The sequence below is a fragment of the Dyella sp. AD56 genome, from assembly GCF_002878475.1.
GTDB lineage: Bacteria > Pseudomonadota > Gammaproteobacteria > Xanthomonadales > Rhodanobacteraceae > Dyella.
In genome coordinates this window covers 55,632-78,063 of record NZ_NRDP01000030.1, presented here as the reverse complement: position 1 = coordinate 78,063, position 22,432 = coordinate 55,632, and the positions used below count along the sequence as shown (strand labels likewise).

General features: G+C 63.5%; 20 protein-coding genes. 8 read left to right on the top strand and 12 right to left on the bottom strand.

What is annotated here, in order from left to right:
* Positions 1 to 17 precede the first annotated feature (17 nt).
* The 6 genes from hisIE (at position 18) to DyAD56_RS19070 (ending at position 6,292) form a co-directional block, all read left to right on the top strand.
* On the top strand, positions 18 to 650 hold the full coding sequence (gene hisIE, locus DyAD56_RS19095) for a bifunctional phosphoribosyl-AMP cyclohydrolase/phosphoribosyl-ATP diphosphatase HisIE (protein WP_102304426.1): 633 nt from the start codon (positions 18 to 20) through the stop codon (positions 648 to 650).
* 270 nt (positions 651 to 920) lie between these two features.
* The gene (locus DyAD56_RS19090) at positions 921 to 2,318 is read left to right on the top strand and encodes an FAD/NAD(P)-binding protein (RefSeq protein WP_102304425.1); all 1,398 of its coding nucleotides are present in this window, start codon (positions 921 to 923) and stop codon (positions 2,316 to 2,318) included.
* Positions 2,319 to 2,473: 155 nt separating this feature from the next.
* On the top strand, positions 2,474 to 3,475 hold the full coding sequence (locus DyAD56_RS19085) for a sulfate ABC transporter substrate-binding protein (RefSeq protein WP_102304424.1): 1,002 nt from the start codon (positions 2,474 to 2,476) through the stop codon (positions 3,473 to 3,475).
* A 4-nt stretch (positions 3,476 to 3,479) separates the two neighbouring features.
* Entirely contained in the window at positions 3,480 to 4,304 is an 825-nt protein-coding gene (gene cysT, locus DyAD56_RS19080) for a sulfate ABC transporter permease subunit CysT (protein WP_102304423.1), read from the top strand.
* On the top strand, positions 4,301 to 5,164 hold the full coding sequence (gene cysW / locus DyAD56_RS19075; RefSeq protein WP_102304422.1) for a sulfate ABC transporter permease subunit CysW: 864 nt from the start codon (positions 4,301 to 4,303) through the stop codon (positions 5,162 to 5,164). Before cysT ends, cysW begins: the two co-directional genes overlap by 4 nt.
* Positions 5,165 to 5,176: 12 nt before the next feature.
* A complete protein-coding gene (locus DyAD56_RS19070; RefSeq protein ID WP_102304421.1) occupies positions 5,177 to 6,292 on the top strand; it encodes a TOBE-like domain-containing protein in 1,116 nt (371 codons plus the stop codon).
* A gap of 15 nt (positions 6,293 to 6,307) precedes the next feature.
* Here DyAD56_RS19070 and DyAD56_RS19065 read toward each other — a convergent pair whose 3' ends face one another.
* From DyAD56_RS19065 to DyAD56_RS19050, 4 genes are all read right to left on the bottom strand, one after another.
* Positions 6,308 to 7,336: a C13 family peptidase gene (locus DyAD56_RS19065; RefSeq protein ID WP_102304420.1), complete on the bottom strand. Its 1,029-nt coding sequence runs from the start codon at positions 7,334 to 7,336 to the stop codon at positions 6,308 to 6,310.
* A gap of 17 nt (positions 7,337 to 7,353) precedes the next feature.
* On the bottom strand, positions 7,354 to 8,040 hold the full coding sequence (mtnC, locus tag DyAD56_RS19060) for an acireductone synthase (protein ID WP_102304419.1): 687 nt from the start codon (positions 8,038 to 8,040) through the stop codon (positions 7,354 to 7,356).
* 110 nt (positions 8,041 to 8,150) lie between these two features.
* Complete coding sequence (locus DyAD56_RS19055; RefSeq protein WP_102304418.1) at positions 8,151 to 8,717, bottom strand: acireductone dioxygenase; 567 nt, start codon at positions 8,715 to 8,717, stop codon at positions 8,151 to 8,153.
* Positions 8,714 to 9,361 carry a methylthioribulose 1-phosphate dehydratase gene (locus DyAD56_RS19050; RefSeq protein WP_102304417.1) on the bottom strand — a complete coding sequence of 216 codons (648 nt, stop codon included), beginning with the start codon at positions 9,359 to 9,361 and terminating at the stop codon, positions 8,714 to 8,716. The genes DyAD56_RS19055 and DyAD56_RS19050 overlap by 4 nt, the downstream gene beginning before the upstream one ends.
* 163 nt (positions 9,362 to 9,524) lie before the next feature.
* Between DyAD56_RS19050 and DyAD56_RS19045 the strand changes: the two genes are divergently transcribed.
* The gene (locus DyAD56_RS19045; RefSeq protein WP_102304416.1) at positions 9,525 to 9,857 is read left to right on the top strand and encodes a high-potential iron-sulfur protein; all 333 of its coding nucleotides are present in this window, start codon (positions 9,525 to 9,527) and stop codon (positions 9,855 to 9,857) included.
* Between the two features lie 460 nt (positions 9,858 to 10,317).
* Here the strand turns inward: DyAD56_RS19045 and DyAD56_RS19040 are convergent, their stop codons facing one another.
* Together DyAD56_RS19040 and DyAD56_RS19035 are read right to left on the bottom strand one after the other, a co-directional pair.
* The gene (locus tag DyAD56_RS19040) at positions 10,318 to 11,769 is read right to left on the bottom strand and encodes an amino acid permease (protein ID WP_102304415.1); all 1,452 of its coding nucleotides are present in this window, start codon (positions 11,767 to 11,769) and stop codon (positions 10,318 to 10,320) included.
* A gap of 74 nt (positions 11,770 to 11,843) precedes the next feature.
* Positions 11,844 to 13,337, bottom strand: coding sequence for an amino acid permease (locus DyAD56_RS19035; RefSeq protein WP_102304414.1), 1,494 nt, complete (start codon positions 13,335 to 13,337; stop codon positions 11,844 to 11,846).
* Positions 13,338 to 13,593: 256 nt separating this feature from the next.
* Between DyAD56_RS19035 and DyAD56_RS19030 the strand changes: the two genes are divergently transcribed.
* Positions 13,594 to 14,127, top strand: a complete 534-nt coding sequence (locus DyAD56_RS19030; protein ID WP_102304413.1) for an NUDIX hydrolase — start codon at positions 13,594 to 13,596, stop codon at positions 14,125 to 14,127.
* A 9-nt stretch (positions 14,128 to 14,136) separates the two neighbouring features.
* Here DyAD56_RS19030 and DyAD56_RS19025 read toward each other — a convergent pair whose 3' ends face one another.
* The 6 genes from DyAD56_RS19025 to DyAD56_RS19000 form a co-directional block, all read right to left on the bottom strand.
* Positions 14,137 to 14,658, bottom strand: coding sequence for a 3-hydroxyanthranilate 3,4-dioxygenase (locus DyAD56_RS19025; RefSeq protein ID WP_102304412.1), 522 nt, complete (start codon positions 14,656 to 14,658; stop codon positions 14,137 to 14,139).
* A gap of 53 nt (positions 14,659 to 14,711) precedes the next feature.
* Complete coding sequence (locus DyAD56_RS19020) at positions 14,712 to 15,782, bottom strand: PLP-dependent cysteine synthase family protein (protein ID WP_102304411.1); 1,071 nt, start codon at positions 15,780 to 15,782, stop codon at positions 14,712 to 14,714.
* A 72-nt stretch (positions 15,783 to 15,854) separates the two neighbouring features.
* The gene (locus DyAD56_RS19015; RefSeq protein WP_146010570.1) at positions 15,855 to 17,213 is read right to left on the bottom strand and encodes a GDSL-type esterase/lipase family protein; all 1,359 of its coding nucleotides are present in this window, start codon (positions 17,211 to 17,213) and stop codon (positions 15,855 to 15,857) included.
* A gap of 20 nt (positions 17,214 to 17,233) precedes the next feature.
* Positions 17,234 to 19,732, bottom strand: coding sequence for an acyltransferase family protein (locus DyAD56_RS19010; RefSeq protein ID WP_102304409.1), 2,499 nt, complete (start codon positions 19,730 to 19,732; stop codon positions 17,234 to 17,236).
* A 105-nt stretch (positions 19,733 to 19,837) separates the two neighbouring features.
* Positions 19,838 to 21,727 (bottom strand): DNA topoisomerase IV subunit B, encoded by a 1,890-nt coding sequence (parE, locus tag DyAD56_RS19005; protein ID WP_102304408.1) that lies wholly within the window; start codon positions 21,725 to 21,727, stop codon positions 19,838 to 19,840.
* Positions 21,728 to 21,928: 201 nt separating this feature from the next.
* Positions 21,929 to 22,426: a hypothetical protein gene (locus DyAD56_RS19000; RefSeq protein WP_102304407.1), complete on the bottom strand. Its 498-nt coding sequence runs from the start codon at positions 22,424 to 22,426 to the stop codon at positions 21,929 to 21,931.
* Positions 22,427 to 22,432 lie beyond the last annotated feature (6 nt).

The following is a 22,432-nucleotide window of genomic DNA, read 5'->3' as shown; positions in this document are numbered from 1 at the left end:
TTCAGAAGAGATTCGCCATGAACGCATCCACCCTTGATCCCTCCCGACTCGACTGGGCTAAAGGCGACGGCCTGCTGCCTGCCATCGTCCAGCACTGGCTGACGGGCGAGGTGTTGATGCTGGGCTACATGAATGTAGAGGCGCTGGGCGCTACGCAAAAGAGCGGCCACGTGACCTTCTTTAGCCGCAGCAAGCAGCGCCTGTGGACCAAGGGGGAAACCTCCGGCCACGTGCTGGCGCTCAAGTCGGTACGCATGGATTGCGATGCCGACACCTTGCTGGTGCTCGCCGAACCGCATGGCCCCACATGTCACAACGGCACCAGCAGTTGCTTTGGCGACGAGGTACAACCACCACTCGGATTCCTGGCCGAACTGGATGCGTTGATTGCACAGCGACATGCGGAGCGGCCGGCTGGCAGCTACACCACCAAGCTTTTCGAGGGTGGCATTCGCCGCATGGCGCAGAAGGTGGGCGAGGAGGGCGTCGAGACGGCGCTGGCGGCTGTGGCGCAGGACGACGATGCCCTGCTCGGGGAGGCTGCCGACCTTGTCTATCACCTTGCCGTGGCCTTGCGGGCGCGCGGGCTGGGTCTGTCCGACGTCGCGGGCGTGCTATCGCAACGTCATGCGGTTCGCGTCGCGTCATAACCTCTCGGGAATGAGCTGCGCTACAAGTCCACGTATGACTAGCGCAGCCTTAACGGATGCTGTGGTTTCTTATTTCTCGGGCACGCTGATAAGCCGGGGATACACCATGCTAGATCGTTTTATGAGCTGTTGAGCAGGGTTGAGTCACCCGGTTGCCATGCGATGTGAAGGCAGCCTTCACCCGAGATTTCTTTCCAGGGGACGCAACTCGTAGTGACCTGCCGAGAGCAGATCGCGTGGGGTTCGTGTCCCCCTTTTGAGGACGGCGTTATGGCAGATGTCGCAGTGATCGGTGGTGGGGCGGCGGGTGCCGCAGCATTCGGCGAACTGCTCGCGCGGTTCGACGGCGGCACGGTGCACTGGATCGTGGGGCAGCACGCGCCGGGGCGGGGCGTGGCTTACGGCACCGGTGAGGACCAGCATCTTTTGAATGTACGTGCTTCGGCGATGGGGGTTTTTCAGGAGCACGGTGAGGATTTCATCCAGCACGCTTCGCGCCAACTGGGTCAGGTGAAAGGCACGGATTTTCTGCCGCGACGCATCTTTGGTGATTTCATCCAAGCCCAGGTGGGCGCGCGCATTGATGCGGCGCGTCGTGCGGGACGCAGCTTCCGCATTCATCCGGAGAGTGCCCGCGAAGTTGTCTCTCGCGGGCCGGGCGGTTATGCCGTGCGCGTCGGTGCCGATCGTTGGCTGGAAGTGGGCAAGGTGGTGTTGGCGGTGGGCGCATTGGCGCAGCGTCCGTTGCGCACGGTGTCCACCACGGCGCTGGCTAGCGGGGCCTATGAACTCGATCCGTGGCGGCTGGATCGACATACCCAGGCACCACGCCGGGTGATGGTGATCGGCACGGGCCTGACGGCGGTGGATACGGTGCTGTCGGCTGCGCTCAGATGGCCGCATGCGGAACTGGTTGCGGTGTCGCGCCACGGGTTGTTGCCCTTCACCCACTCTGCCTTGCCACTGGCGCCGTATGCGCGACAGGACGCGCTCAATCGCGCGTTGTTGGCCAGCGATGGCCCCGCTCGAATGTTCCGTCAAGTACGTGAAGCTTTGAGCGACGCTGAAGGCGTCGAATGGCGCAGCATCATCGACGGTATGCGGCCGATCAATGCGCAGCTGTGGCAGGAGCTCTCGCATGCGCGTCGCCGGCAGTTTCTCCGCCATGTGCGTTGGATATGGGAAGCCGCGCGGCATCGGATGGCGCCGGCGACGGGCGAGGCGATCTATCAGTTGCAAGAGGAAGGTCGTCTGCAGGTGCTCGCCGCGCGCGTGCTGGACGTGGATGGGACGGCGCCGTTGCAGGTGACGTTGCGCGAGCGCTCCACGCAGCTAGTGAGCGCGCTGGAAGCCGATCTGGTCATCCAGGCGACGGGGCTGGACACGGCCGTGGCTTATGGCGCGCATGACTTGCTTTCGCAGTTGCTGCGCGATGGTCTGGCGGCGGCAGATGCCCTGCAACTGGGCGTGCTTGCTCAGCCCGACGGACAATTGACCGATGCCGATGGACGCCCGCTGCCCGGTTTGTACGCCATCGGCTCGCTGGTTCGCGGCAACCTGTGGGAGTGTACGGCCATGCCGGAAATTCGCGTGGCGGCGCATCGCCTGGCGGTACAGCTGTCGCAGGCAAGTACGTTTCCCCGCGAAAGTGCGAACGAGTTGCCTTGAGATAGATGCACGGCGTCGGTACGCCTTCATGCGCAAATCAGACGCTTGCGTGCTGATGTTGCGCAAGGTCGCGACATGACGATATGCCATATTGCGATTTCGAAGCTTTGCCCGCCGACGTTAGTCTGCGGCTCCATTGTTCCGCAGGAGGCGCCATGAAGAAGTTCTTCCTCGTACTGCTCGCCGCCGTCAGCGTGCTGCTGTCGGCTGCCGCCTTCGCCGGGGACGTGGCGCTGCTCAATGTCTCCTACGATCCGACGCGCGAACTGTATCGGCAGGTCAACACAGCGTTTGCGGCGCAATGGAAGGCGCAGCACGGCGACACCGTCAACATCCGGATGTCGCATGGTGGTTCGGGCAAGCAGGCGCGCTCCGTGGTCGATGGGCTTCCCGCTGACGTGGTGACGCTCGCGCTGGCCTACGACATCGACGCGATTGCCGATCGCGGCTTGCTGGCGAAGGACTGGCAGAAGAAGTTGCCGGACAATGCCACGCCTTACACCTCGACCATCGTGTTCCTCGTGCGCAAGGGTAATCCCAAGGGCATCAAGGACTGGGCCGACCTCGTGCGACCGGGCATCCAGGTAGTAACACCGAATCCGAAATCCTCCGGCGGTGCGCGCTGGAATTTCCTCGCGGCCTGGGGCTATGCACTGAAGCAACCGGGTGGCAGCGACGCCACCGCCAAGGTTTATGTGAAGGAGCTGTACAAGCACGTGCCCGTCCTGGACACCGGCGCACGCGGTGCCACCAATACGTTCGTGCAGCGTGGTGTCGGCGACGTGCTGATTGCGTGGGAGAACGAAGCGTTGCTCGCGAAGCGGCAATTGGGCGGTGACACCTTCGAGATCGTGGTGCCGTCGGTCACCATCGTGGCCGAACCGCCGGTGGCCGTGGTGGACAGCAACGTGGACAAGCACGGCACGCGCGCGGTCGCGCAGGCCTACGTGGAGTTCCTGTATTCCCCACAGGGGCAGGACATCGCCGCCAAGAACTTCTATCGCCCGCGCTCGCCGGAGGTGGCGGCGCGCTACGCCAGCCAGTTCCCAACCACGCATACGTTCACCTTAGGTGAGTTGTTCGGCGATTGGCGTCAGGTGCAGGCCAAGTTCTTCAGCGATGGTGCGATCTTTGATCAGCTGGGGCCAGGAAGCTAACGTCATGCGAAGGCGCGTGCTTCCGGGATTTGGTCTCAGCCTCGGCTACGCGGTGGCTTATCTCGGGTTGATCGTGCTGCTGCCGCTGGCAGCGTTGGCGTGGAAGGCTTCCGGCATCGGGTTCGAAGGGCTGGTGCGGTTGCTGTCGGCACCGCGCACGCTGGCTGCGCTGCGATTGAGTGTGGGCGGCGCCGTCGTGGCGGCGTTGATCAATGTCGTGATCGGCCTGCTGGTGGGCTGGGTGCTGGTGCGCTATCGCTTCCCCGGGCGACGCCTGTTCGATGCGCTGGTGGATCTCCCTTTCGCTCTGCCAACGGCGGTGGCCGGCATTGCGCTGACCACGCTTTATGCCTCCAACGGTTGGCTGGGGCGATGGCTGGAACCGTTGGGCATCAAGGTGGCCTATACGCCGCTCGGCGTGTTTGTCGCCATGGTGTTCGTTGGCTTTCCGTTCGTCGTGCGTACCTTGCAGCCTGTGCTCTCGGCGCTGGAGCGCGATGTGGAGGAGGCTGCGGAAAGCCTTGGCGCGCAGCGCTGGCAAACCTTTTTTCGCGTGATCCTGCCCATGCTGGCGCCGACTCTGTTGACCGGTTTTGCATTGGCGCTGGCGCGCGCCGTGGGCGAATACGGTTCGGTGATCTTCATCGCCGGCAATATTCCGATGCGTTCGGAAATTGCGCCCTTGCTGATCGTGCAGAAGCTTGAGCAGTTCGATGTGGCGGGCGCCGCGGCGCTGGGTGTGGCCATGCTGTTGCTGTCGTTCGGCTTGTTGGTGCTGGTGTCGCTGTTGCAACGCTGGAGCCGGCGTTGGGCGGAGCGGGCGGCATGAATGCCCGGAAGCCTTCGCGTCCGGTAGCGTGGCCCCGCCGCGTGGTGCACTTCGTACTCATCGTGCTGGCGTTGTTATTCCTCACGCTGTTCCTGCTCTTGCCGTTGGCGACGGTCTTCGTCGAGGCATTTAGGCAGGGCGTCGTGCCTTACCTTGACGCCATCAAGGAACCCGAGGCGTTGTCCGCGATCCAGCTGACGCTGCTGGTTGCGGCGATTGCCGTGCCGATGAATGTGGTGTTCGGTGTTGCCGCGGCTTGGGCCATGACGCGCTTTGAATTTCGCGGCAAGGCGTTGCTCGGTGCCTTCATCGACTTGCCGTTTTCCGTATCGCCGGTGGTTTCTGGCTTGGTCTATGTGTTGCTGTTCGGTGCGCAGGGTTGGTTCGGACCGTGGCTGGACAGTCATGGCATCAAGATCATCTTCGCCGTGCCGGCGCTGGTATTAGCGACCATGTTTGTCACGTTGCCATTCGTTGCGCGCGAACTCATTCCGCTGATGCAGTCGCAAGGTAGCGAAGAAGAAGAGGCGGCCCGTGTACTTGGCGCCAGCGGCTGGCAGATGTTCTTCCGCGTCACGCTGCCCAACATCCGCTGGGCGCTGCTGTACGGCGTTCTGCTGTGCAATGCCCGCGCCATGGGCGAGTTCGGCGCGGTCTCCGTGGTATCGGGTCACATCCGTGGGCTGACCACCACGATGCCGTTGGAAGTGGAAATGCGTTACAACGAGTACGAATACGTCGGTGCCTTCGCGGTCGCCTCGTTGCTGGCCTTGCTGGCGCTAGTGACGCTGGCGGTGAAAACTCTGCTGGAATGGCGCTACGGCGATGAGATCGCCGCGCACGCCCCCGGCGGGCATTGAGAGGGCCGTACGGTGCTTGAATTGTCCCGACTCCATCGCCGCTTCGCGGGTTTCCAGGCGTTGGATGACGTCAGCCTGGACATTGCGCCGGGCGAATTCCTCGCCTTGCTCGGGCCTTCGGGCTCGGGCAAGACGACGCTGCTGCGCATTCTGGCCGGCCTTGATTACCCCGATAGTGGCAGCGTGCTCAGGAATGGCGACGACTTTCTCGCTACACCTGCGCGCGAGCGCCGCATCGGCATGGTGTTCCAGCACTACGCCTTGTTTCGCCACCTGACGGTGATCGAAAACATTGCCTTCGGTCTGCGTGTGCGGCCCTGGCGTACACGGCCGTCGCGTGCCGAGATCCGTGCGCGTGTGGACCGGCTGTTGCGTCGCGTCCAGCTGGATGGCCTGGGTACGCGTTACCCCACCCAGCTTTCCGGTGGGCAGCGACAACGCGTGGCGCTGGCTCGTGCGCTTGCGGTGGAGCCGGACATGCTGCTGCTGGATGAGCCATTCGGTGCGCTCGATGCGCAGGTGCGCGTGGCCTTGCGACGCTGGCTGCGCGAGCTGCACGAAGAGCTTGGGCTTACCAGCATCTTCGTCACGCATGACCAGGAAGAAGCCCTGGAACTGGCCGACCGCGTTGCCGTGATGAATAAGGGACGCATCGAGCAGGTGGCGCCACCCGAGGTCATCTACCAGCAGCCCGCCACGCCCTTCGTCTGCGAGTTCATCGGCAAGGTGAACCGCTTTTCGGTACGGAGGCATGCTGGCGGATTCGCCGCCGGTGGATGGATAGCGGAGGGTGATCCATGGCAAGGGCGCTTCACGGAAGCCGTGGCTTATGTACGACCGGAGCAACTGCGGCTGGCAACGCCGTCGTCGTCGCCGGCGTGGCAGGCGCATCTAAGGCATATCTATTTAGCGGGCGGTGTCGCCCATCTGGATCTCCACGTCGCCTCGCTCGACCTTGCGCTCGAAGCGGACGTGGCTAGCGAAGATCTTTCGCGGTTCGGGCTGCAGCCGGGCATGGATCTACGCGTGGCGCCGCGCAACGTGGTGCTGTTTCCACTGGACGGGAGGGGTGAACCGCTCAGCGAGGAGCGCTGGATCTGGCACGCACGCAGCCCTGTGCCCGCATGAACGCAGCTGGGCGGCTCAGCGAGCTTCGCCGGGGCGGCCCAGTATCGTTGCGGGGACGGCCGGCTTGAAGACGACGACCGGCCCCGGCGTGATGTGCTTGCGCCACAAGGCGAGCTGCTCGGCAATACCGGTGCCCACGCTCATCTGCGGCTCCGACGGTGTCAGCTTGTCCTTGGCTTCCCATTTCGCGATTTCGGAAGAAGCCTGGCGGTAGGCTTCCATGAAATCGGTGGTGTGGTTGAGCCCATCGACCAACCACGCGTGCCCGAAATAAGTGATGTCCGAATCGCTGCCGCAACCGAACGAGCTGCGATCAGCGCGTGCCGCCGTGATGACCAGCGTGCCTGGGCCCTGAAGCGACGGCACGAAGCCGCCGGAGTAGCAGGCATTGACCACCACGACCTTCCACTTGAAGGGGCGCTTGGACAGGATGCCGGAGAGATCGTCCGTGCCAATCTGGTCCAGCGGGAGTGGATCCATATCCACCAGCAGCGTGTGGTCCTCACCACCATGCGTGGTGAGATAGAGCAGCAGGATGTCCTCGTCCGGCTTCATCAGGCTCGCGATGCCGTCGAGGGTTTCCTCCAGATTGCTCCAACTGGCGAGGGGGTGTCGCTCCAGCGAGCCAGGATTGTTCTCCAGCACGACTACGTGTGTGTCGTGGCCGAAGCGCTCTGGAAACATCTTCGCTGCGTACTCGGCTTCGTTGCGGAAGACATCCTCACCGCCATCGCCGCCGAAGGCCACGACATAGAGATTGGGTCGACCCGGCGTGCGCGGGCCCAGCTCGGCCAGCGCCTTGTGCACCATGTTGCGCTGGGCGTACATGACTTGTTCGGGTGACGGTGCCTGTTGGGGCCAATTGTCCGAGGGGGAGTTGTCGTCGTCCGTTTCCGCCGTGCTGGCGGGGGCGGGTGCGGTCGTGCCCTGCGCTGCCTGCTCCTGCGCGCCGGCCGCCGGGGCAGGAGGCGCGCGATGAGACAGGCCCACCATGAGCAATACGCCGGCTGCAAAGGCGAGCAGTGCGGTCAGGGCAGTACGCATGGCGGCAACCCGAAAGGTCAGAGGACGATGTCGTCGAACGTGCGGTAGGCCGGGTGACGCGGTGCGTCCGGTATCTCCAGCGGCTCGCGCAGCAGCCAGCCGGAGCGGAATCCGGCGGCACGCGCGGCGTCGAGTTCTTCCACGATGTCGGACAGGAACAGGAGGTGCTCGGGCAACTCGCCGATGGCGTCGGCGATCAGCTCGTAGGAACGTTGTTCGCGCTTGGGGCCGGTCTCGGTATCGAAGTAACCGGAGAACATCGGGGTCAGGTCGCCCGCTTCGCTATAGCGGAAGAACAGCTTCTGCGCAGGTACCGAGCCCGACGAATAGACGTACAGATGCAGGCCGTCGGCGCGCCACTCATGCAGCTTGGCCGACACTTCGGGGTAGAGATGTGCCTGGTACTCGCCACCGGCATAGCCTTCTTGCCAGATCATGCCCTGCAGTGCTTTCAGCGCGGTGGACTTGCGGTCTTCCTTGATCCAGCGCAGCAGCAGTTCGATCACTTCCTGGCGCGGTGCTTCGACGATGCCCGCCTCTTTGGCCGCCTCGTGCAGCCAGTGCTGCACTTCCGGCGTGTCACCATGCGTTTCGATGAAGGCAGGCAGGCGCTTGTAGGCGTACGGGAACAGTACGTCCTTGACGAAGCTGATCGAGCTGGTGGTGCCTTCGATGTCGGTGACGATGGCGCGGATGACAGTCATGCGGGAAGGCTTGATAGGGGGAGCGACAAGCTTACCCGGCCCCCACCCCTGGAGCGAGGGGCGGTATGCCGGTTCATGATCCGGGTCACCCGGCCGGGCCGGTGCAGGGCTCAGGCGGCCTGCGCGGAGGTATGCGGCGTCATGCGGGGGAACTGTGTAGCGATATCCTCGCCGGTGAATTGCGCCACCCAGCCATCCTTGTTGGTGAACAGGCGGATCGCCACGAAGTAGGGGGCTTCGCTCATGTCGAACCAGTGGCGGGTACCGTCCGGCACGCCGATCAGGTCGCCTTGCTCGCACAGCACGTCGTAGACCTTGCCGTTGAGATGGAGGGTGAACTGGCCGGCGCCGGCAACGAAGAAGCGCACTTCGTCTTCGCTGTGCGTGTGTTCGCTGAGGAACTTTTGGCGCAGGGTGGCCCGATCCGGATGGTCCGGCTTGAGGCTGATCACGTCGACGGCCTGGTAGCCCTCTTCGGACATCAGCCGGTCGATGTCGCTGCGGTAAGCCGCGATCACTTCGTCCTGACTGGCGCCCGGTGCGATCGGCTGGTTGGCTTCCCATTGCTCGAAGCGCACGCCCACCTTGGCCAGCTCGCTGGCGATGTCGCTGTGCTCGGTATGGACCGAGAGCGGGGCTTGGGGCTGGGTGTCATTGAAAATGCGCAGACGGCTCATGCCGACAACCTCCGGAGATCAAGTTCGCAACCGAGCAGGAATTCGAGCGCTTCCAGATGACGGCGCGTCTCGGCCATGTCGCGGCCCCAGGTGTATATACCGTGGCCGTTGATGAGATAGGCGTGCAGGGGACGGCCGCTGTCCAGCCACGCCTCCACTTGCGCAACCAGCTCCGGCATGTGCTGCGTGTTCGGGAACACCGGGATCGCTAGTTCGGCATCGTGCGTGGTCTGGCCGGCGATGGCCTTCTGCAGCTCCCAGCCTTCCAGCTTCACAACGCCATCGGGAGCGAACAGGCGCGAGGCCACGCTCTGGGTGCGTGAATGCGTGTGCAGCACCACGTTGATCTCAGGGAAGCGACGGTAGATCTGCGTGTGCAGTTCGGTCTCAGCGCTGGGACGAGCACTGGTGCCGACAGCCTTGCCGTGCATGTCGATCAGCATGATGTCGTCGCGACCGAGCTTGCCCTTGTCGCGGCCCGAGATGGTGATCGCGGCGTGGTCGCCATCGATGCGCATCGAGAAATTGCTACTGGTGGCGGGCGTCCAGCCGGCGGCAGCGAGTTCGCGCGCAGCGTCGGCGATGGCGTCGGAACGCTCGGCGAACAACGCGGGCGAAATGGTGTCTGGGAGAACCTGGCTCATGATGTATGGACGTCCAAACGGGGTGGCACTATACCACGCCCGTTTTCCTCGATGCGCCGAAAATGCGATCCATTCTCACGACTTATCGACGGGACGAGTAGGATCGGCCGAGGTTTGTCACGGGCGTGGCGAACATGAATGCTTTACGACGGAGGTTGGACCCATGTCGCAAGAGAAAGATATCGAATCGCGCCGCCGGTTTCTCAAGGCCGCAGCCGGGACGGCTGTCGCAGCTGCCATGATCGGGACCTTGCCGCGCGTCGCGCGCGCTGCCGATCTGCCGCACCTGGCTGATTCGGATCCGACCGCCAAGGCACTCGGTTACGTCGAAGACGCCAGCAAGACGGCCGACGCAAAGCACAAGGCGGGCGACTCTTGCGCCAACTGCCAGTTCTACTCCGGTGGTCCGACGGGTTACGGTCCGTGCCAGTTGTTCCCGGGCAAGGCAGTGAGCTCGAAGGGCTGGTGCGTATCGCACGCGCCGAAGAAAGCCTGATCACTGCGTTCGACGCGACACAGAAGGCCGGCCATCACGCCGGCCTTTCTTTTTTTATGACGTGCTCGTCACACACACGATCACGTTTTGCGTGATGCGCATGTTGTATTCGCAAAGGAAAACTCGAACCGAAGAACTCGGTGAGAGAAGGTGCTGCCCAGACGCGTCAGGCCGAGGAGCTGACCCGCCTGACGCGCCGGGCGGCAATCCGGGGCCCACTGCCAAGTGATCAACCCACGGAGCACAGATAATACTCCTGGCAGGGCATTTTGGGGCCCAGGGGCCTCAAAATTTTCTCGAAAAAGTCTCGTTAAAATGATTAAAATCAACGAGTTGTAAGTTTATTAAAGACTGGGCCTCACGAATCCTTGCCGGGGACCAATCATTCGTACCCAGGAGGTGATGTACCCCCTGGCGACATTTTCGGCGACGTTGGCGGCAAATCGCCGCCAAAGCCCGCTTAACCCTGTTTGGCCTGCCGGTGGAGCCGGCTGTGGCGCATTCCGTAGCCGAAGTAGATGGCCAGGCCCAGCACCGTCCAGATGATCATCAGGAGCCAGTTGAACCAGCTCATGAAATAGAGCAGGGACAGGCAGCTGATCACGCCCGCAGGGCAGATAAACCAGGCCCAGGGCACGCGGAAGCCCCGGTGCAGGTGGGGCGACGTATAGCGCAGGATCAGCACGCCTGCACAGACCGCCACGAAGGCGATCAGCGTGCCCATCGACGTCAGGTCGGCGAGCAGATCCAGCGGAAACACCGCCGCCAGGATGGCGATGCCGATACCCGTAATGACGGTGTTGATATGCGGCGTGCGGTACTTGGGATGGATGCGGTTGAATACCTTCGGCAGCAGACCATCGCGGGACATGATCATGAAGATGCGCGGCTGCGCGATGATCATGACCAGGATCACGGACGACAGGCCGATGAGCGCACCGATCTCAACCACCAGTCGCAACCAGCCGAGTTGCGGGTAGTTCTTCACCGCCGTCACGACAGGCTCTGCCGTGCCGAGCTGGGTGTAGGAGAGCAGGCCCGTGAGCACGGCGGCCATCGCGAGGTAGAGCACCGTGCAGATCACCAGCGAGACCAAGGTGCCGAATGGCAGGTCGCGCTGCGGGTTCTTGCATTCCTGCGCCGCAGTCGATGTCGCCTCGAAACCTATGTAGGCGAAGAACACCATGGCGGCGCCGCGCATGATGCCCGACCAGCCGTATTTGCCGGGTGCTTCGTTGGCCGGAATGAACGGGTGCCAGTTGGCCGGGTTGATATAGCGATAGCCGGCGACCACCACGATGATGATCAGGCCCACCTTGAGCGCCACCATGAGGACGTTGAGCCCGGACGACTCCTTGATACCCACGTAGCACAGCGCGGTCAGCGCCAACACGATCGCCACCGCTGGAAGGTTCATCAGGTGACCCGTAGCCACCAGATGACCATCAGTGAAGGCTAGCGGGGCTTCCGTCAGCGACACCGGCAGATGGACACCCATGCTGTCGAGCAGGCTGGTGAAATAGCCGGTCCAACTCGCCGCCACCGCGGAGGCGGAGATGCCGTACTCAAGCACCATGTTCCAGCCGATGAACCAGGCCACCAGTTCGCCTAACGTCGCGTAAGCGTATGAGTACGAGCTGCCTGAGATTGGGATCAGCGTGGCGAACTCGGCGTAGCACAGCGCGGTGAAGGCACTGCAGATCGCTGCCAGCATGAAGGAGATCAGCACGGCCGGGCCGGCGTGTTCCGCAGCGGCCTGGCCCGTCACCACGAAAATGCCGGTGCCGATGACCGCGCCGATGCCCAGCGCAGTGATGCCCCAGGGGCCTAGCGTGCGGCGAAGGGTAGGGCCGTGAGAAGCGTCGTCGGCGTCGGAGAAGTCGGTTTTGCGAGCGAATAACTGTTTGAGCATGCGTCGGCCTGGTGCTGCGGGAGGCGCGGGGTCAAAACGAGAGGGCCGGCGCTGGGCCGGCCCTTCGTGTCGGATCAGGAGTTTTGCTTGCGGAGCTTGCTATGGGAATACCCATAGATGGCATAGATGAGCATACCGATGGTAGTCCAGCCGAGCATCAGCGGCCAATTGGCGCGGAACGACTGCCAGAACAAGTAAAGGCAGATCGCCGAGCCGGCCACGCTCACAAACCAGATGCCAGGCACGCGGAACGAACGCGGCAGTTCGGGGCGGGTATAGCGCAGGATCAGCACGCCGATACACACCGTGGTGAACGCTAGCAGTGTCCCCATCGACACCAGTTCGCCGAGGATGCTCACCGGGAACAGGCCGGCAATCACCAGCGCCGCAACGCCACCAATGATGGTGGCCACGTGCGGCGTGCGGTGCTTGGCGTGAACGCGTGACATACCCTTCGGCAGCAGGCCGTCCTTCGCCATGCTGAAGAAGATACGCGAGGTGCCCAGCAGCATCACCAGGATCACCGATGACAGGCCGGCAAGCGCGCCGAACGACACGATGGCCTTCAACCAGTTCAGCTGCGGGTAGAGGCTTAGCGCGGTAGCGACCGGCTCCGGTGTGCCCAGCTTGTAGTACGGAGCAATGCCGGTGAGGGTCAGTGCCATCGCGATGTACAGAACGGTGCAGATAGCCAGCGAGCCGAGAATGCCGATGGGCATGTCGCGCTGCGGATTCTTCGCTTCACCTGCCGCCGTCGACACGGCGTCGAAGCCTACGTAGGAGAAGAACACCAGCACGGCGGCGCGGAAAATGCCGCTGGTGCCGAAACGGCCAGGGCCTTCTTCCGGCGGAATGAACGGATGCCAGTTGGCCGGATTGATGAAGCGGAACGCGAAGATCAGGAACAGCGCGATGACCACCACTTTGATGGTCACGATCAGCGAGTTGACGAAGGTCGACTGCGTGATGCCCACGTAGCAGAGCCAGGTCAGGCCGCTGACGATGAGTACCGCCGGCAGGTTGATCAGTGCGCCGGTGGTGACGATCTGGTGCGTGTCGGTGAACTTGAGCGGCGCGGTCGACAAATAGTCGGGCAGGGCCAGCGATAGTCCAGTCCAGTGGCCGAGGATGGAAAGACACTCGTTGAAATAGCCGGACCAGCCGGCCGCCACCGTTGCCACGGCGAACAAATATTCGAGGACGAGGTTCCAGCCGATGAACCAGGCGACGATTTCGCCCAGGGTTGCGTAGGAATAGGCGTACGCGCTGCCGGAAACGGGAATCATCGCCGCGAATTCCGCGTAGCACAGGCCCGCGAAAGCGCAAGCAATGCCGGCGACGATGAAGCTGATGATCAAGGCGGGGCCGGCGTGTTCGGCGGCGGCCTGTCCGGTGATGACGAAGATGCCGGCGCCGATGACCGCGCCGACGCCGAGCGTCACCAGATGGCGGGCGGTAAGTACGCGCTTGAGGCTGGCTTCGCCTTCCAGGCTGTCGTGCGGCAATTCGCCTGCATCGACGTGTGGCGACGCCTGAATCGGGTGCGTCGCGAACAGGTTTTTCAGCATGTTTCTCCCCTACCGCCGGATCTGTCGTTTCTTATGAACTTGCCACCGTGACTTTCGCCACGGTCCATGCATGCGTCGCCTCCCCAGCGACGACAGGCCACCATAGCCCAGCGGACCTTGGCGGTACAAGTTGCACTGCGGTCGCCTGCGACCCGCTTCTGAACTGGGTCAAGCCCGCCCATCTCTGAAATAATGCAGTTCGGCGGCGACGTAGGTACGCGGCCACTTCTTTATGTTCTTACGCAATGGACGATCCATGAGTGCACTGCTCGCACAGTTTCAGCATTACGGCCAGCAGTGGCCCCAAGAGGGCGATGTCTCGCACTTCATCGATTTTTTGGCAGGCGGCCAGCAGGTGTTTCTGCGCGAATCCCTTGAGGGACATTTCACCGGATCGGCATGGCTCGTCAGTGCCGATGGCGAACGCGTCCTGCTGACCCACCACCGCAAATTGAGTCGTTGGCTGCAGCTGGGCGGCCATGCTGACGGTGATATGGATCTCTCGCAGGTCGCGTTGCGTGAGGCGGAAGAGGAGTCCGGACTCACCGGTCTCAACGTCGAGCTTGGGCCATTCGATCTCGATCGCCATCGCATTCCCGCCCGCGCGCAGGAGCCGGAGCACTGGCATTACGACGTGCGTTACGTCGTGCGTGCGGGTGCGAACGAGGCCTTCGAAGTCAGCGAGGAATCACACGCACTGGCGTGGCGCTCCATTCGGGAAATCGCCGACGACCCTGCGAGCGACGAATCATTGCGCCGCATGGCGAGCAAGTGGCTGCAACGTAGCTGAGGCCGCTGCTTAGGCGTACTTCGCGGGTGCCGGATTCAGGTGCCCGCATTCCACGCAGGTGCGGGCATCGATCGAGCGGTAGAAGCGTTCGAACACGGGTGGGAAATCCTGCTCGATGCTGTCGAGAGTGAAGTACTCCTCGTACAACTTGTGGTTGCAGCGCTCGCAGTACCACATCAGGCCGTCTTTCTCGCCAGCGAGGCGTCGCCGCTCGATCACCAGGCCGATGGATTCGGGCATGCGCTGCGGGGAGTGCGGCACGCAGGGCGGAAGGTAGAACATCTGGCCGGCGCGGATCGGTATATCGCGCAACATGCCCTCGTCCTGCACCTTCAGCACCATCTCGCCTTCGAGCTGATAGAAGAATTCCGGACCTTCGTCGTAATGGAAGTCCGTGCGCGCATTCGGGCCGCCTACGATCATCACAATGAAGTCACCGTCCACGATGCACTTGTTGCCGACGGGCGGCTTCAGCAGGTGACGGTGTTCGTCGATCCAGCGTTGCAGGTCGATGGGTGGCGTCAGGGCCATGTAGGGCTCCGTCGGTGGGGAGGGCGACAGGTGGGGAGTGTAAGCACCGCGGCTCAGTCGATCCAGCGTCCTTCGCCGAGCACCGTTTCCAGACGCGAGCGTTCGTCGGGCTGATGGAGGCCTTCGCGATCCAGCCAATTCCTGTCGTAATAGCTGCCGCTGTAGCGATCGCCGCCGTCGCAGATCAGGGTGACCATCGGGCCGTGTTCACCTCGTGCTTTCATTTCAGCCATCAGTTGTAGTGCACCGACCAGGTTCGTGCCGGTCGAGCCACCGCATCGCCGCCCGAGCAGCATTTCCAGCAGGCCAAGGGCGGCGATGCTGGCAGCATCGGGGACGCGCAGCATGCGGTCGATAACGCCGGGCATGAACGACGGCTCCACGCGCGGGCGACCGATGCCTTCGATGCGCGACCCGCGCGACAGTTGCAGGCCTGGATCGCGATGGTGGTAGTAGTCGTAGAACACCGAGTGTTCCGGATCGACCACGGCCAGTTGTGTGCGATCGAGCTGGCCGCCGCGATAACGGATGTAGCGGCCGATGGTGGCGGAAGTGCCGCCCGTGCCGGCCGGTACGACGATCCAGCGCGGCGTGGGATCGGGCTCGTGCTGCATCTGCCGGAAGATCGATTCGGCAATGTTGTTGTTACCGCGCCAGTCGGTGGCGCGCTCGGCATAGGTGAACTGGTCCATGTAGTGGCCGCCGATCTCGTCGGCCAGCCGTTGCGCGGCGCCATAGACGTCGGTGTCGTCGATGAGATGACAGTGGCCGCCAAAGAATTCGATCTGCGTGATCTTGTCGCGTGAGGTGCTACGCGGCATTACCGCGAAGAAGGGCAGGTCGAGCAACCGCGCGAAATAGGCTTCGGAAATCGCGGTGCTGCCGCTGGATGCTTCCACCACGGGGCGTCCTTGCTCGAGCCAACCGTTGCAGATGGCATAGAGAAACAGCGAGCGTGCCAGCCGATGCTTCAGGCTGCCGGTGGGGTGGACCGATTCATCCTTGAGGTAAAGCGGAATGCCGGGAAAGGCGGGCAAATCCAATCGGATGAGGTGCGTGTCCGCCGAGCGATGGGCCTCGGCGTCCAGCGTCTGGATGGCGCGGCTGATCCAATGGGCGTGCATTCGGCGAGATTAGCACCCGGTCGAGTGAACGCCTTGTCCCCGATCATGGACAAGGCGACGCCACTTTTGCGATCAGGGCGACCAGCCCAGACTGTGAGCCAGTGAGCGACCGGTGAGCCGATAACCGTCCGGGCTGAGGTGGATCAGGTCGTGGCCCATCAGACTGGGTTGCGCATGCGCCCAGCCGTAGCTTCCACCCTGTCCGCCCATAAGGTCCTGCCAGCTCCAGGCCGCACAACCGAAACGGCTGCCTACGTCTCGCTGTACCTGCTCGATGCGCTGGTGTACGCGACTGTAGGTGAGCAGCGGCAGCGTGCCACCCTTGCCTTGGCGCAACACGCCGCGGTCAGGCGGCCCCACCAGTACACACGATGCCTTGGGAAATACTTGTCGCATATTGCCGAGCGCACGCTCCAGCATCGCGGCGTACTTCTCGGTGTCGAAGTCAGGGTCCGCGCCTTCGTTGGTACCAAACTCCAACAACACGCCGTCGTAACTCACGCCGTGCAGCGATTGGGCGAACGTGCTCGGATTGACGTTGGCCCAGCCCTTTACCGTCGCGGAAGGCAGGCCGAACACGTCGAAGCTGACGTCGGGCATCTGCGGTCGGTCAAGGATGAAACCCTGCAGCACCAGCTTGCCCTGCGATACGCGCAGCTTGATGGTGGACATGGCGCCGTTGGTGCCGAGCGCCAACGCCTGGCTGGTATTCGACGCAGGCAATGTCACGGTGCGCTGTGCACCATCATCGATCACGTAATCGATGGTCGCGCCGGCGGGTGCGCTATAGATCACCTGGAGCTGTCGCACATCGGCTTGCCGCGAGGGGTTGCGCACGTCGAGCCAGACGTAGCTATCCGGCCCGGCGTCGACGACGCGGTTGGCCAAGCCTGGCCCGATGTCGAGCGGCGATGGCGAGGTATAGGCGATGTCGGTCGTCCAGCTCGAGCCAATGCAGTACGCGCGCAAACCCGGGAGCACCACATTGGCGCGGCCCATGGTCGGCGGCAGCAAGCGAGGGGCGACGCTTAATCCCTTGTCGCGCAGCGCCTGGATCAGCGTCGACGCAAACGGACCGCCGGCGATATGGCTGTCTCCCCAGATGGCGATGCGTCGCGGTTGCTCGCTGTTGCCCGGCGCGAATCCAGCAAGGGTCTGTGTATCAACCAGGGGTTGCGGGCGGATGGTCGTCCTGGCCAGCGGGCCGAGTTCGGCGTCGCTGGGCATCTGGGTGCCGCTCATGTTGACGCGGGCGGCAGGGCGGCCCGCTATCGGCTTGGGTGGCGCTGGCGGCGCGTTGGGGCAGACCAGGTCGCTGACGCCGCCGAACGACGAAGGGGCATCCTGTGCTTGAGCGGGAAGGCTGCAGGAAAGAGCGGAAAGGCCAGCGCACCATGCACTGATCATCAAAAAACGTGTTACTGGTGCCATGCGCCATATGCTCCGGTCATTCAAGAATCCGTGCCCGCGAGGTTCTCGGGCAGGCCATTCTGCTTCAGATACGCAAGGTGTTTCTTGCGCAGCTTCATGGTGTAGATGCCATCGGGTGTTTCGGTGAGGATCAGCTGCAGATCACGCACGACGTCGCCGCGCTCGCCCAGGTGGAACGTCTGCGCCAGCACGCTATCTCGCGTATACGTGTTGGGTGAGGCGGAGTGCGGGCGACCCAATGCTGCCACGCAGCGCCAGCGTACGAAGCCGATGGGTTTGACGATATCGCCCGTGTCATTCGTCCAGCCCTGCGTCGAGATGCGATTGGCGACTTCGATCTGCTGGGCGGGTGTAGCTTCAGCCGGGGTAGGGGCAAATTGATTACCACCCCAGGTTTTCCAGTCGTCCACCGACATGCCAAGCCCGCCGGAATGACGACCGCCGTTCTGCCAATTGGCATCCGTCTCGCAACGGGCCATTTTGTTCCAGTAGTCGTCGCTGGCCGCCGGTTGCGGGGCCAGTTCGAGCGTAGGTGAAAGATCGCCCGTGGCATGGGTCGCCGCGGTCTCGGTCGTGTCTGCTGCTGCGGTTTCCGCCTTGTCACGCGCCAGATGACCTGTGCGCATGATTTCCGTGATGAAGGCGCGCTGGCCGATGGTGGTCAGGTGAACGCCATCGGAAACGAAGTAATCGGGCTGGTTATCCGATGCATCGTTCCAACGCACAGTGACCACGTTCGGATAGTCGGGCGCCACTTGGTCGATCAGTGCGTTGTTGGCTTCCATCCAGCGACGCGGCACGTGCGTGTTGACCAGCACCACGCGCTTGCAGTCGGACAGCATGGAAAGAATCTGCCGTAGCTGATCCTCGGTGACGTAGCCGTTGGTTCCCAGATGTACCAGTGCCACTTCGCGCACGGCGCCTGCGCTCTTGAGCGTCTTGATCTGGCGGATGACGTCGGCGGCTTGCCAGCCCATCGTTGCGTGCACGTCCGCGCCGGGCAGTGTGGCCTTCAGCAGGCGGCTGGAGCCCAGCAACACGGAGTCACCCACGGCCGTCAGCTCGTCACCGGTGAACGCCTCCACGGCGGGTTGATCCGGTTGCGTGTCGACCACCGGTGCAACCACGGGTTCGACAGGCGCTTCCACCGACACGGCTGCAATGGGTGCAATCGTGTCCTGTAGTTGGATCGGTGCCACGGGTGCGGTGAGGTCGAGCGCATCGCGCACGTCTTGCGCGGGCTTCGCTTGCGCGGGCGCGTGCCAGAGCGAGACGCCCATGGAGGCGAATACCAGCACCAGTGTGGCAATCACTGCCACGCGTCCCGGCCATGCGTGGCGGCGCGTGCTGGTGAAGATGCGTCGGAGCGCACCGCGACGAATGGGCATTTCCAGATAGCGGTAGGAGAGCGCTGCCACGACGAGCGTCAGCACGATGCGCACGACGAGCACCGAGCGGTTGTCCAGCGCGCGCAGATCCATACCCGGGCGCGTCAGCATGAACACCGGCCAGTGCCACAGGTAGATGCCGTAGGAGCGCTCGCCGATCCAGCGCATCACGGGGTTGTCGAGGCAGCGGCCGAAGGCCATGCCCGGGTGCGTGGCGATCATGATCAGCGCGAGGGACGTCGCGGCGGCGGCGAGGAAGCCCCACGGGTAAAGCCTGGGCGTGTCTTCGCCCATCATGGCGAACAGCGCGACCATGCACGTCAGTGCGATCAGGCCGAGCAGCCAGCCGGTGGCGCGGGCCATCACACCCGGGCGATCCAGTTCGGGTGACGGCTGCCAGAGCAAACCCAGGGCCGAACCGAGCAGCAGGGCAAAGCCGTGGGTATCGGTGCCGAAGTACAGGCGCGACGGATCACCCTGTCCGGGATAGCCGATCTTGTGCGCCAGCAGCGCCATCCATGCGGCGGAAGCCGCGGCAAGCACGATAGCGATAACCGCCATGCCGCGACGCTTCATGCGCGGTAGAAGAATGAAGGCCAGCGGCGCCCACAGGATGTAGAACTGCTCTTCGATGGCGAGCGACCACAGGTGCTGCAGAAGCGGTGGTCGGCCCGTGGCCTCGAAGTAGGAGGTCTGGCTGCGCAGCAATTCCCAGTTGGTGACGTAGGCGAGCGAAGCGACGACGTCGTTGCGCAGATGGGGCAGTGCATCGCGCGCGACCCACGTGGCGATCGCCACCACCACGGCCATCATCAGCCACGAGGCGGGCAGCAGGCGTTTGGCGCGACGCCAGTAGAAGTCGCGCAGATCCAGCCGACCCGTGCGGTCCACTTCACGGGCCATCAGCCCCGTAATGAGGAAGCCGGAAATGACAAAGAACAGGTCGACGCCGAGGTAGCCACCTCGCGCCCAGTAAAAATCGGCATGAAAAAGCACGACGGCCGACACGGCGATGGCCCGGAGGCCATCGAGTCCGGAAAGTCGTGTATGGACGGATGGAACGATCTGCGTGGTGACTGTTGCCACATCCGGGTGGCCTTCCACTTCCTGTGGATACTCTGCGAGTAGCATGGTGCCGTTCTTGGTTAGGGGCCTTGTCCATAAGCATGGCCGTCGTTTGTGCTGCAGCGACGGCCAAAACGGGCAAATCCGGGGCGACTTGCTGCGCCCCTGCGGTCAAACCTCCAATGTCGCCAGATCGCCCTTTTCCTCGAGCCATGCCTTGCGGTCGCTGGCGCGCTTCTTGGCAAGCAGCATGTCCATCAGCTTGGTCGTGCCATCGTCGCCATCCACGGTGAGCTGCACCAGGCGGCGCGTGTCCGGATGGATGGTCGACTCGCGCAACTGGCCCGGGTTCATCTCGCCCAGACCCTTGAAGCGGGTGGTGCTGACCTGGCCTTTCATCTTTTCGCGTTGCACGCGCTCGAGCATCGCGTTCTTTTCGTTTTCGTCCAGGCAGTAGAACACCTGCTTGCCCACGTCCACGCGGAACAGGGGTGGCATGGCAACGAACACGTGCCCTTCGCGGACCAGCGACGGGAAGTGCCTGAGGAACAGCGCACTGAGCAGAGTAGCGATGTGCAGGCCGTCGGAATCCGCGTCGGCGAGGATCACCACCTTGCCGTAGCGCAAGCCGGACAGGTCGTCCTTGCCGGGGTCGCAACCAATGGCGACAGCAAGGTTGTGCACTTCTTCAGAGGCGAGCACCGAGCCGGACTCGACTTCCCAGGTGTTGAGGATCTTGCCGCGTAGCGGAAGAATGGCCTGGAATTCCTTGTCGCGCGCCTGCTTGGCGCTACCGCCCGCCGAGTCGCCTTCCACCAGGAACAGCTCGGTGCGGCTAAGGTCGGTGGCGGTGCAGTCGGCGAGCTTGCCGGGCAGGGCGGGGCCCTGGGTAATCTTCTTGCGCACCACCTGCTTGGCGGCCTTCAGGCGCGCACTGGCGCGCTCGATCGCGAGCTGGGCGATGCGCTCGCCCAGGTCCACGTGCTGGTTGAGCCACAGGCTGAAGGCATCGTGGATGACGCCTTCGACCATGCCAGCCGCATTGCGGGAGGACAGGCGCTCCTTGGTCTGGCCGGCGAACTGTGGATCTTGCAGCTTGGCCGACAGTACGAAGGCGAGGCGCTCCCACACGTCTTCCGGCGCGAGCTTCACGCCGCGCGGCAGCAGGTTGCGGATGTCGCAGAACTCGCGAATGGCATTGGTGAGGCCCGAGCGCAGGCCGTTCACGTGCGTACCGCCCTGGGCGGTGGGAATGAGGTTGACGTAGCTTTCCTGCACCAGCTCGCCTTCGGGCAGCCAGGCGAGGGCCACGTCGAGACCATCGGCCTCGCGCTGTACGTGGTGCACGAACAGCTCGGCCGGGATGGCCTCGGCGTTGGACAGCTCGTCGCGCAGGTAGTCGCGCAGGCCGTCCTCGTAATACCACTCGTTGACGTCGCCCGTGGCTTCGTCCACCAGCTTCACGTTGAGACCAGCGCAGAGCACGGCCTTGGCGCGCAGCAGATGACGCAGCTTGCCGAGCGAGATCTTCGGCGAGTCGAAATACTTCGGGTCGGCCCAGAAGCGTACGGTGGTGCCGGTCTTTTTCTTCGGCACCGTGCCAATGATCTCGAGCTCACTGGCGCGGTCGCCGTTCTCGAAGGCCATGCGGTATTCGTTGCCGTCGCGGCGGATGGTGACTTCCACACGGTTGGACAGCGCGTTCACCACGGAGACGCCCACGCCGTGCAAGCCGCCGGAGAAGTTGTAGTTCTTGCCGGAGAACTTACCGCCCGCGTGCAGACGCGTGAGGATCAGCTCAACGCCCGGCACGCCTTCTTCCGGGTGGATGTCCACCGGCATGCCGCGGCCGTCGTCGCTTACCTCGACCGAGCCGTCGGTGTGGACGATCACCTCGATGGATTTGGCGTGGCCAGCGAGGGCCTCGTCCACCGAGTTGTCGACCACTTCCTGCACCAAGTGGTTCGGGCGGGAGGTGTCCGTATACATGCCGGGGCGGCGCTTGACCGGGTCAAGGCCAGAGAGGACTTCAATGTCGGCGGCGTTGTAGCGACTGCTCATGCGGGAAAGTGGACAGCGTGGTTAATCGCGGGAGGATGAGTGGCGGGCGCGGGGAGGTCAAGCATTGACACGATCTTGCGGCGCTTTCGGGGCATTGCAGGGTCCGCCGGATGTCCCCGCTATGGCGAGCTGCAAGGCCGTTGGACCACTTATATACATATAGTCAGGGTAGTTAGCGGCCGCCCGTCGTGCCGGAGGCGATCAGTCAGGATAGGTCTTGCCGATCCGATGCCGGGGCGTGAGATAGATCCCGGCGGTGTAGGAGCGCGGCTCGCCATGTGCGCTGAGCTGGCCCCAGGGCAGCTCCCAGGTACCACCGAATGCTGGCGCATGAGCGAACGTGGCGTGATCGGCGGCCCGGCCCAGTGCGGCTTGCGCCATGCGTACCAACAGCTGGACCTCCTGCTTGAGCAGGGCCTCGCTGACCCGGTTCCAGTCGAACGGGCTCAGGGGGCCGTTGGCGAGGTGCATGGACATGCCGGCCCCACGGCCCCGGTAGAACGTCAGAGCTACATGCCATCGGTGCGTTTCGATGGTTTCTTGCCAGCCTTGGAGTGTGAGCAGGTCTGGCACGTGCGGGTTGGGGTGGCTGGTGAGCCGGGCGTAGGCCCGTGTCTGCTCAAAGGCGGCCAGTTCGCCATCGACGGCCAGCGTTTCGCCGTCACCGAAGTCCAGGATGCCGCTGGGCAGGTCAAGCATGCTGGC

Coding starts and splice junctions, on each gene's coding strand:
- DyAD56_RS19030 (WP_102304413.1), top strand. CDS start 13,594: ATGAGTGCACTGCTCGCACAGTTTCAGCATTACGGCCAGCAGTGGCCC.
- DyAD56_RS19020 (WP_102304411.1), bottom strand. CDS start 15,782: ATGCACGCCCATTGGATCAGCCGCGCCATCCAGACGCTGGACGCCGAG.
- DyAD56_RS19050 (WP_102304417.1), bottom strand. CDS start 9,361: ATGAGCCAGGTTCTCCCAGACACCATTTCGCCCGCGTTGTTCGCCGAG.
- DyAD56_RS19045 (WP_102304416.1), top strand. CDS start 9,525: ATGTCGCAAGAGAAAGATATCGAATCGCGCCGCCGGTTTCTCAAGGCC.
- DyAD56_RS19040 (WP_102304415.1), bottom strand. CDS start 11,769: ATGCTCAAACAGTTATTCGCTCGCAAAACCGACTTCTCCGACGCCGAC.
- cysT (WP_102304423.1), top strand. CDS start 3,480: ATGCGAAGGCGCGTGCTTCCGGGATTTGGTCTCAGCCTCGGCTACGCG.
- DyAD56_RS19015 (WP_146010570.1), bottom strand. CDS start 17,213: ATGGCACCAGTAACACGTTTTTTGATGATCAGTGCATGGTGCGCTGGC.
- DyAD56_RS19055 (WP_102304418.1), bottom strand. CDS start 8,717: ATGAGCCGTCTGCGCATTTTCAATGACACCCAGCCCCAAGCCCCGCTC.
- DyAD56_RS19090 (WP_102304425.1), top strand. CDS start 921: ATGGCAGATGTCGCAGTGATCGGTGGTGGGGCGGCGGGTGCCGCAGCA.
- DyAD56_RS19085 (WP_102304424.1), top strand. CDS start 2,474: ATGAAGAAGTTCTTCCTCGTACTGCTCGCCGCCGTCAGCGTGCTGCTG.
- hisIE (WP_102304426.1), top strand. CDS start 18: ATGAACGCATCCACCCTTGATCCCTCCCGACTCGACTGGGCTAAAGGC.
- DyAD56_RS19000 (WP_102304407.1), bottom strand. CDS start 22,426: ATGCTTGACCTGCCCAGCGGCATCCTGGACTTCGGTGACGGCGAAACG.
- DyAD56_RS19025 (WP_102304412.1), bottom strand. CDS start 14,658: ATGGCCCTGACGCCACCCATCGACCTGCAACGCTGGATCGACGAACAC.
- DyAD56_RS19065 (WP_102304420.1), bottom strand. CDS start 7,336: ATGCGTACTGCCCTGACCGCACTGCTCGCCTTTGCAGCCGGCGTATTG.
- mtnC (WP_102304419.1), bottom strand. CDS start 8,040: ATGACTGTCATCCGCGCCATCGTCACCGACATCGAAGGCACCACCAGC.
- DyAD56_RS19035 (WP_102304414.1), bottom strand. CDS start 13,337: ATGCTGAAAAACCTGTTCGCGACGCACCCGATTCAGGCGTCGCCACAC.
- cysW (WP_102304422.1), top strand. CDS start 4,301: ATGAATGCCCGGAAGCCTTCGCGTCCGGTAGCGTGGCCCCGCCGCGTG.
- parE (WP_102304408.1), bottom strand. CDS start 21,727: ATGAGCAGTCGCTACAACGCCGCCGACATTGAAGTCCTCTCTGGCCTT.
- DyAD56_RS19010 (WP_102304409.1), bottom strand. CDS start 19,732: ATGCTACTCGCAGAGTATCCACAGGAAGTGGAAGGCCACCCGGATGTG.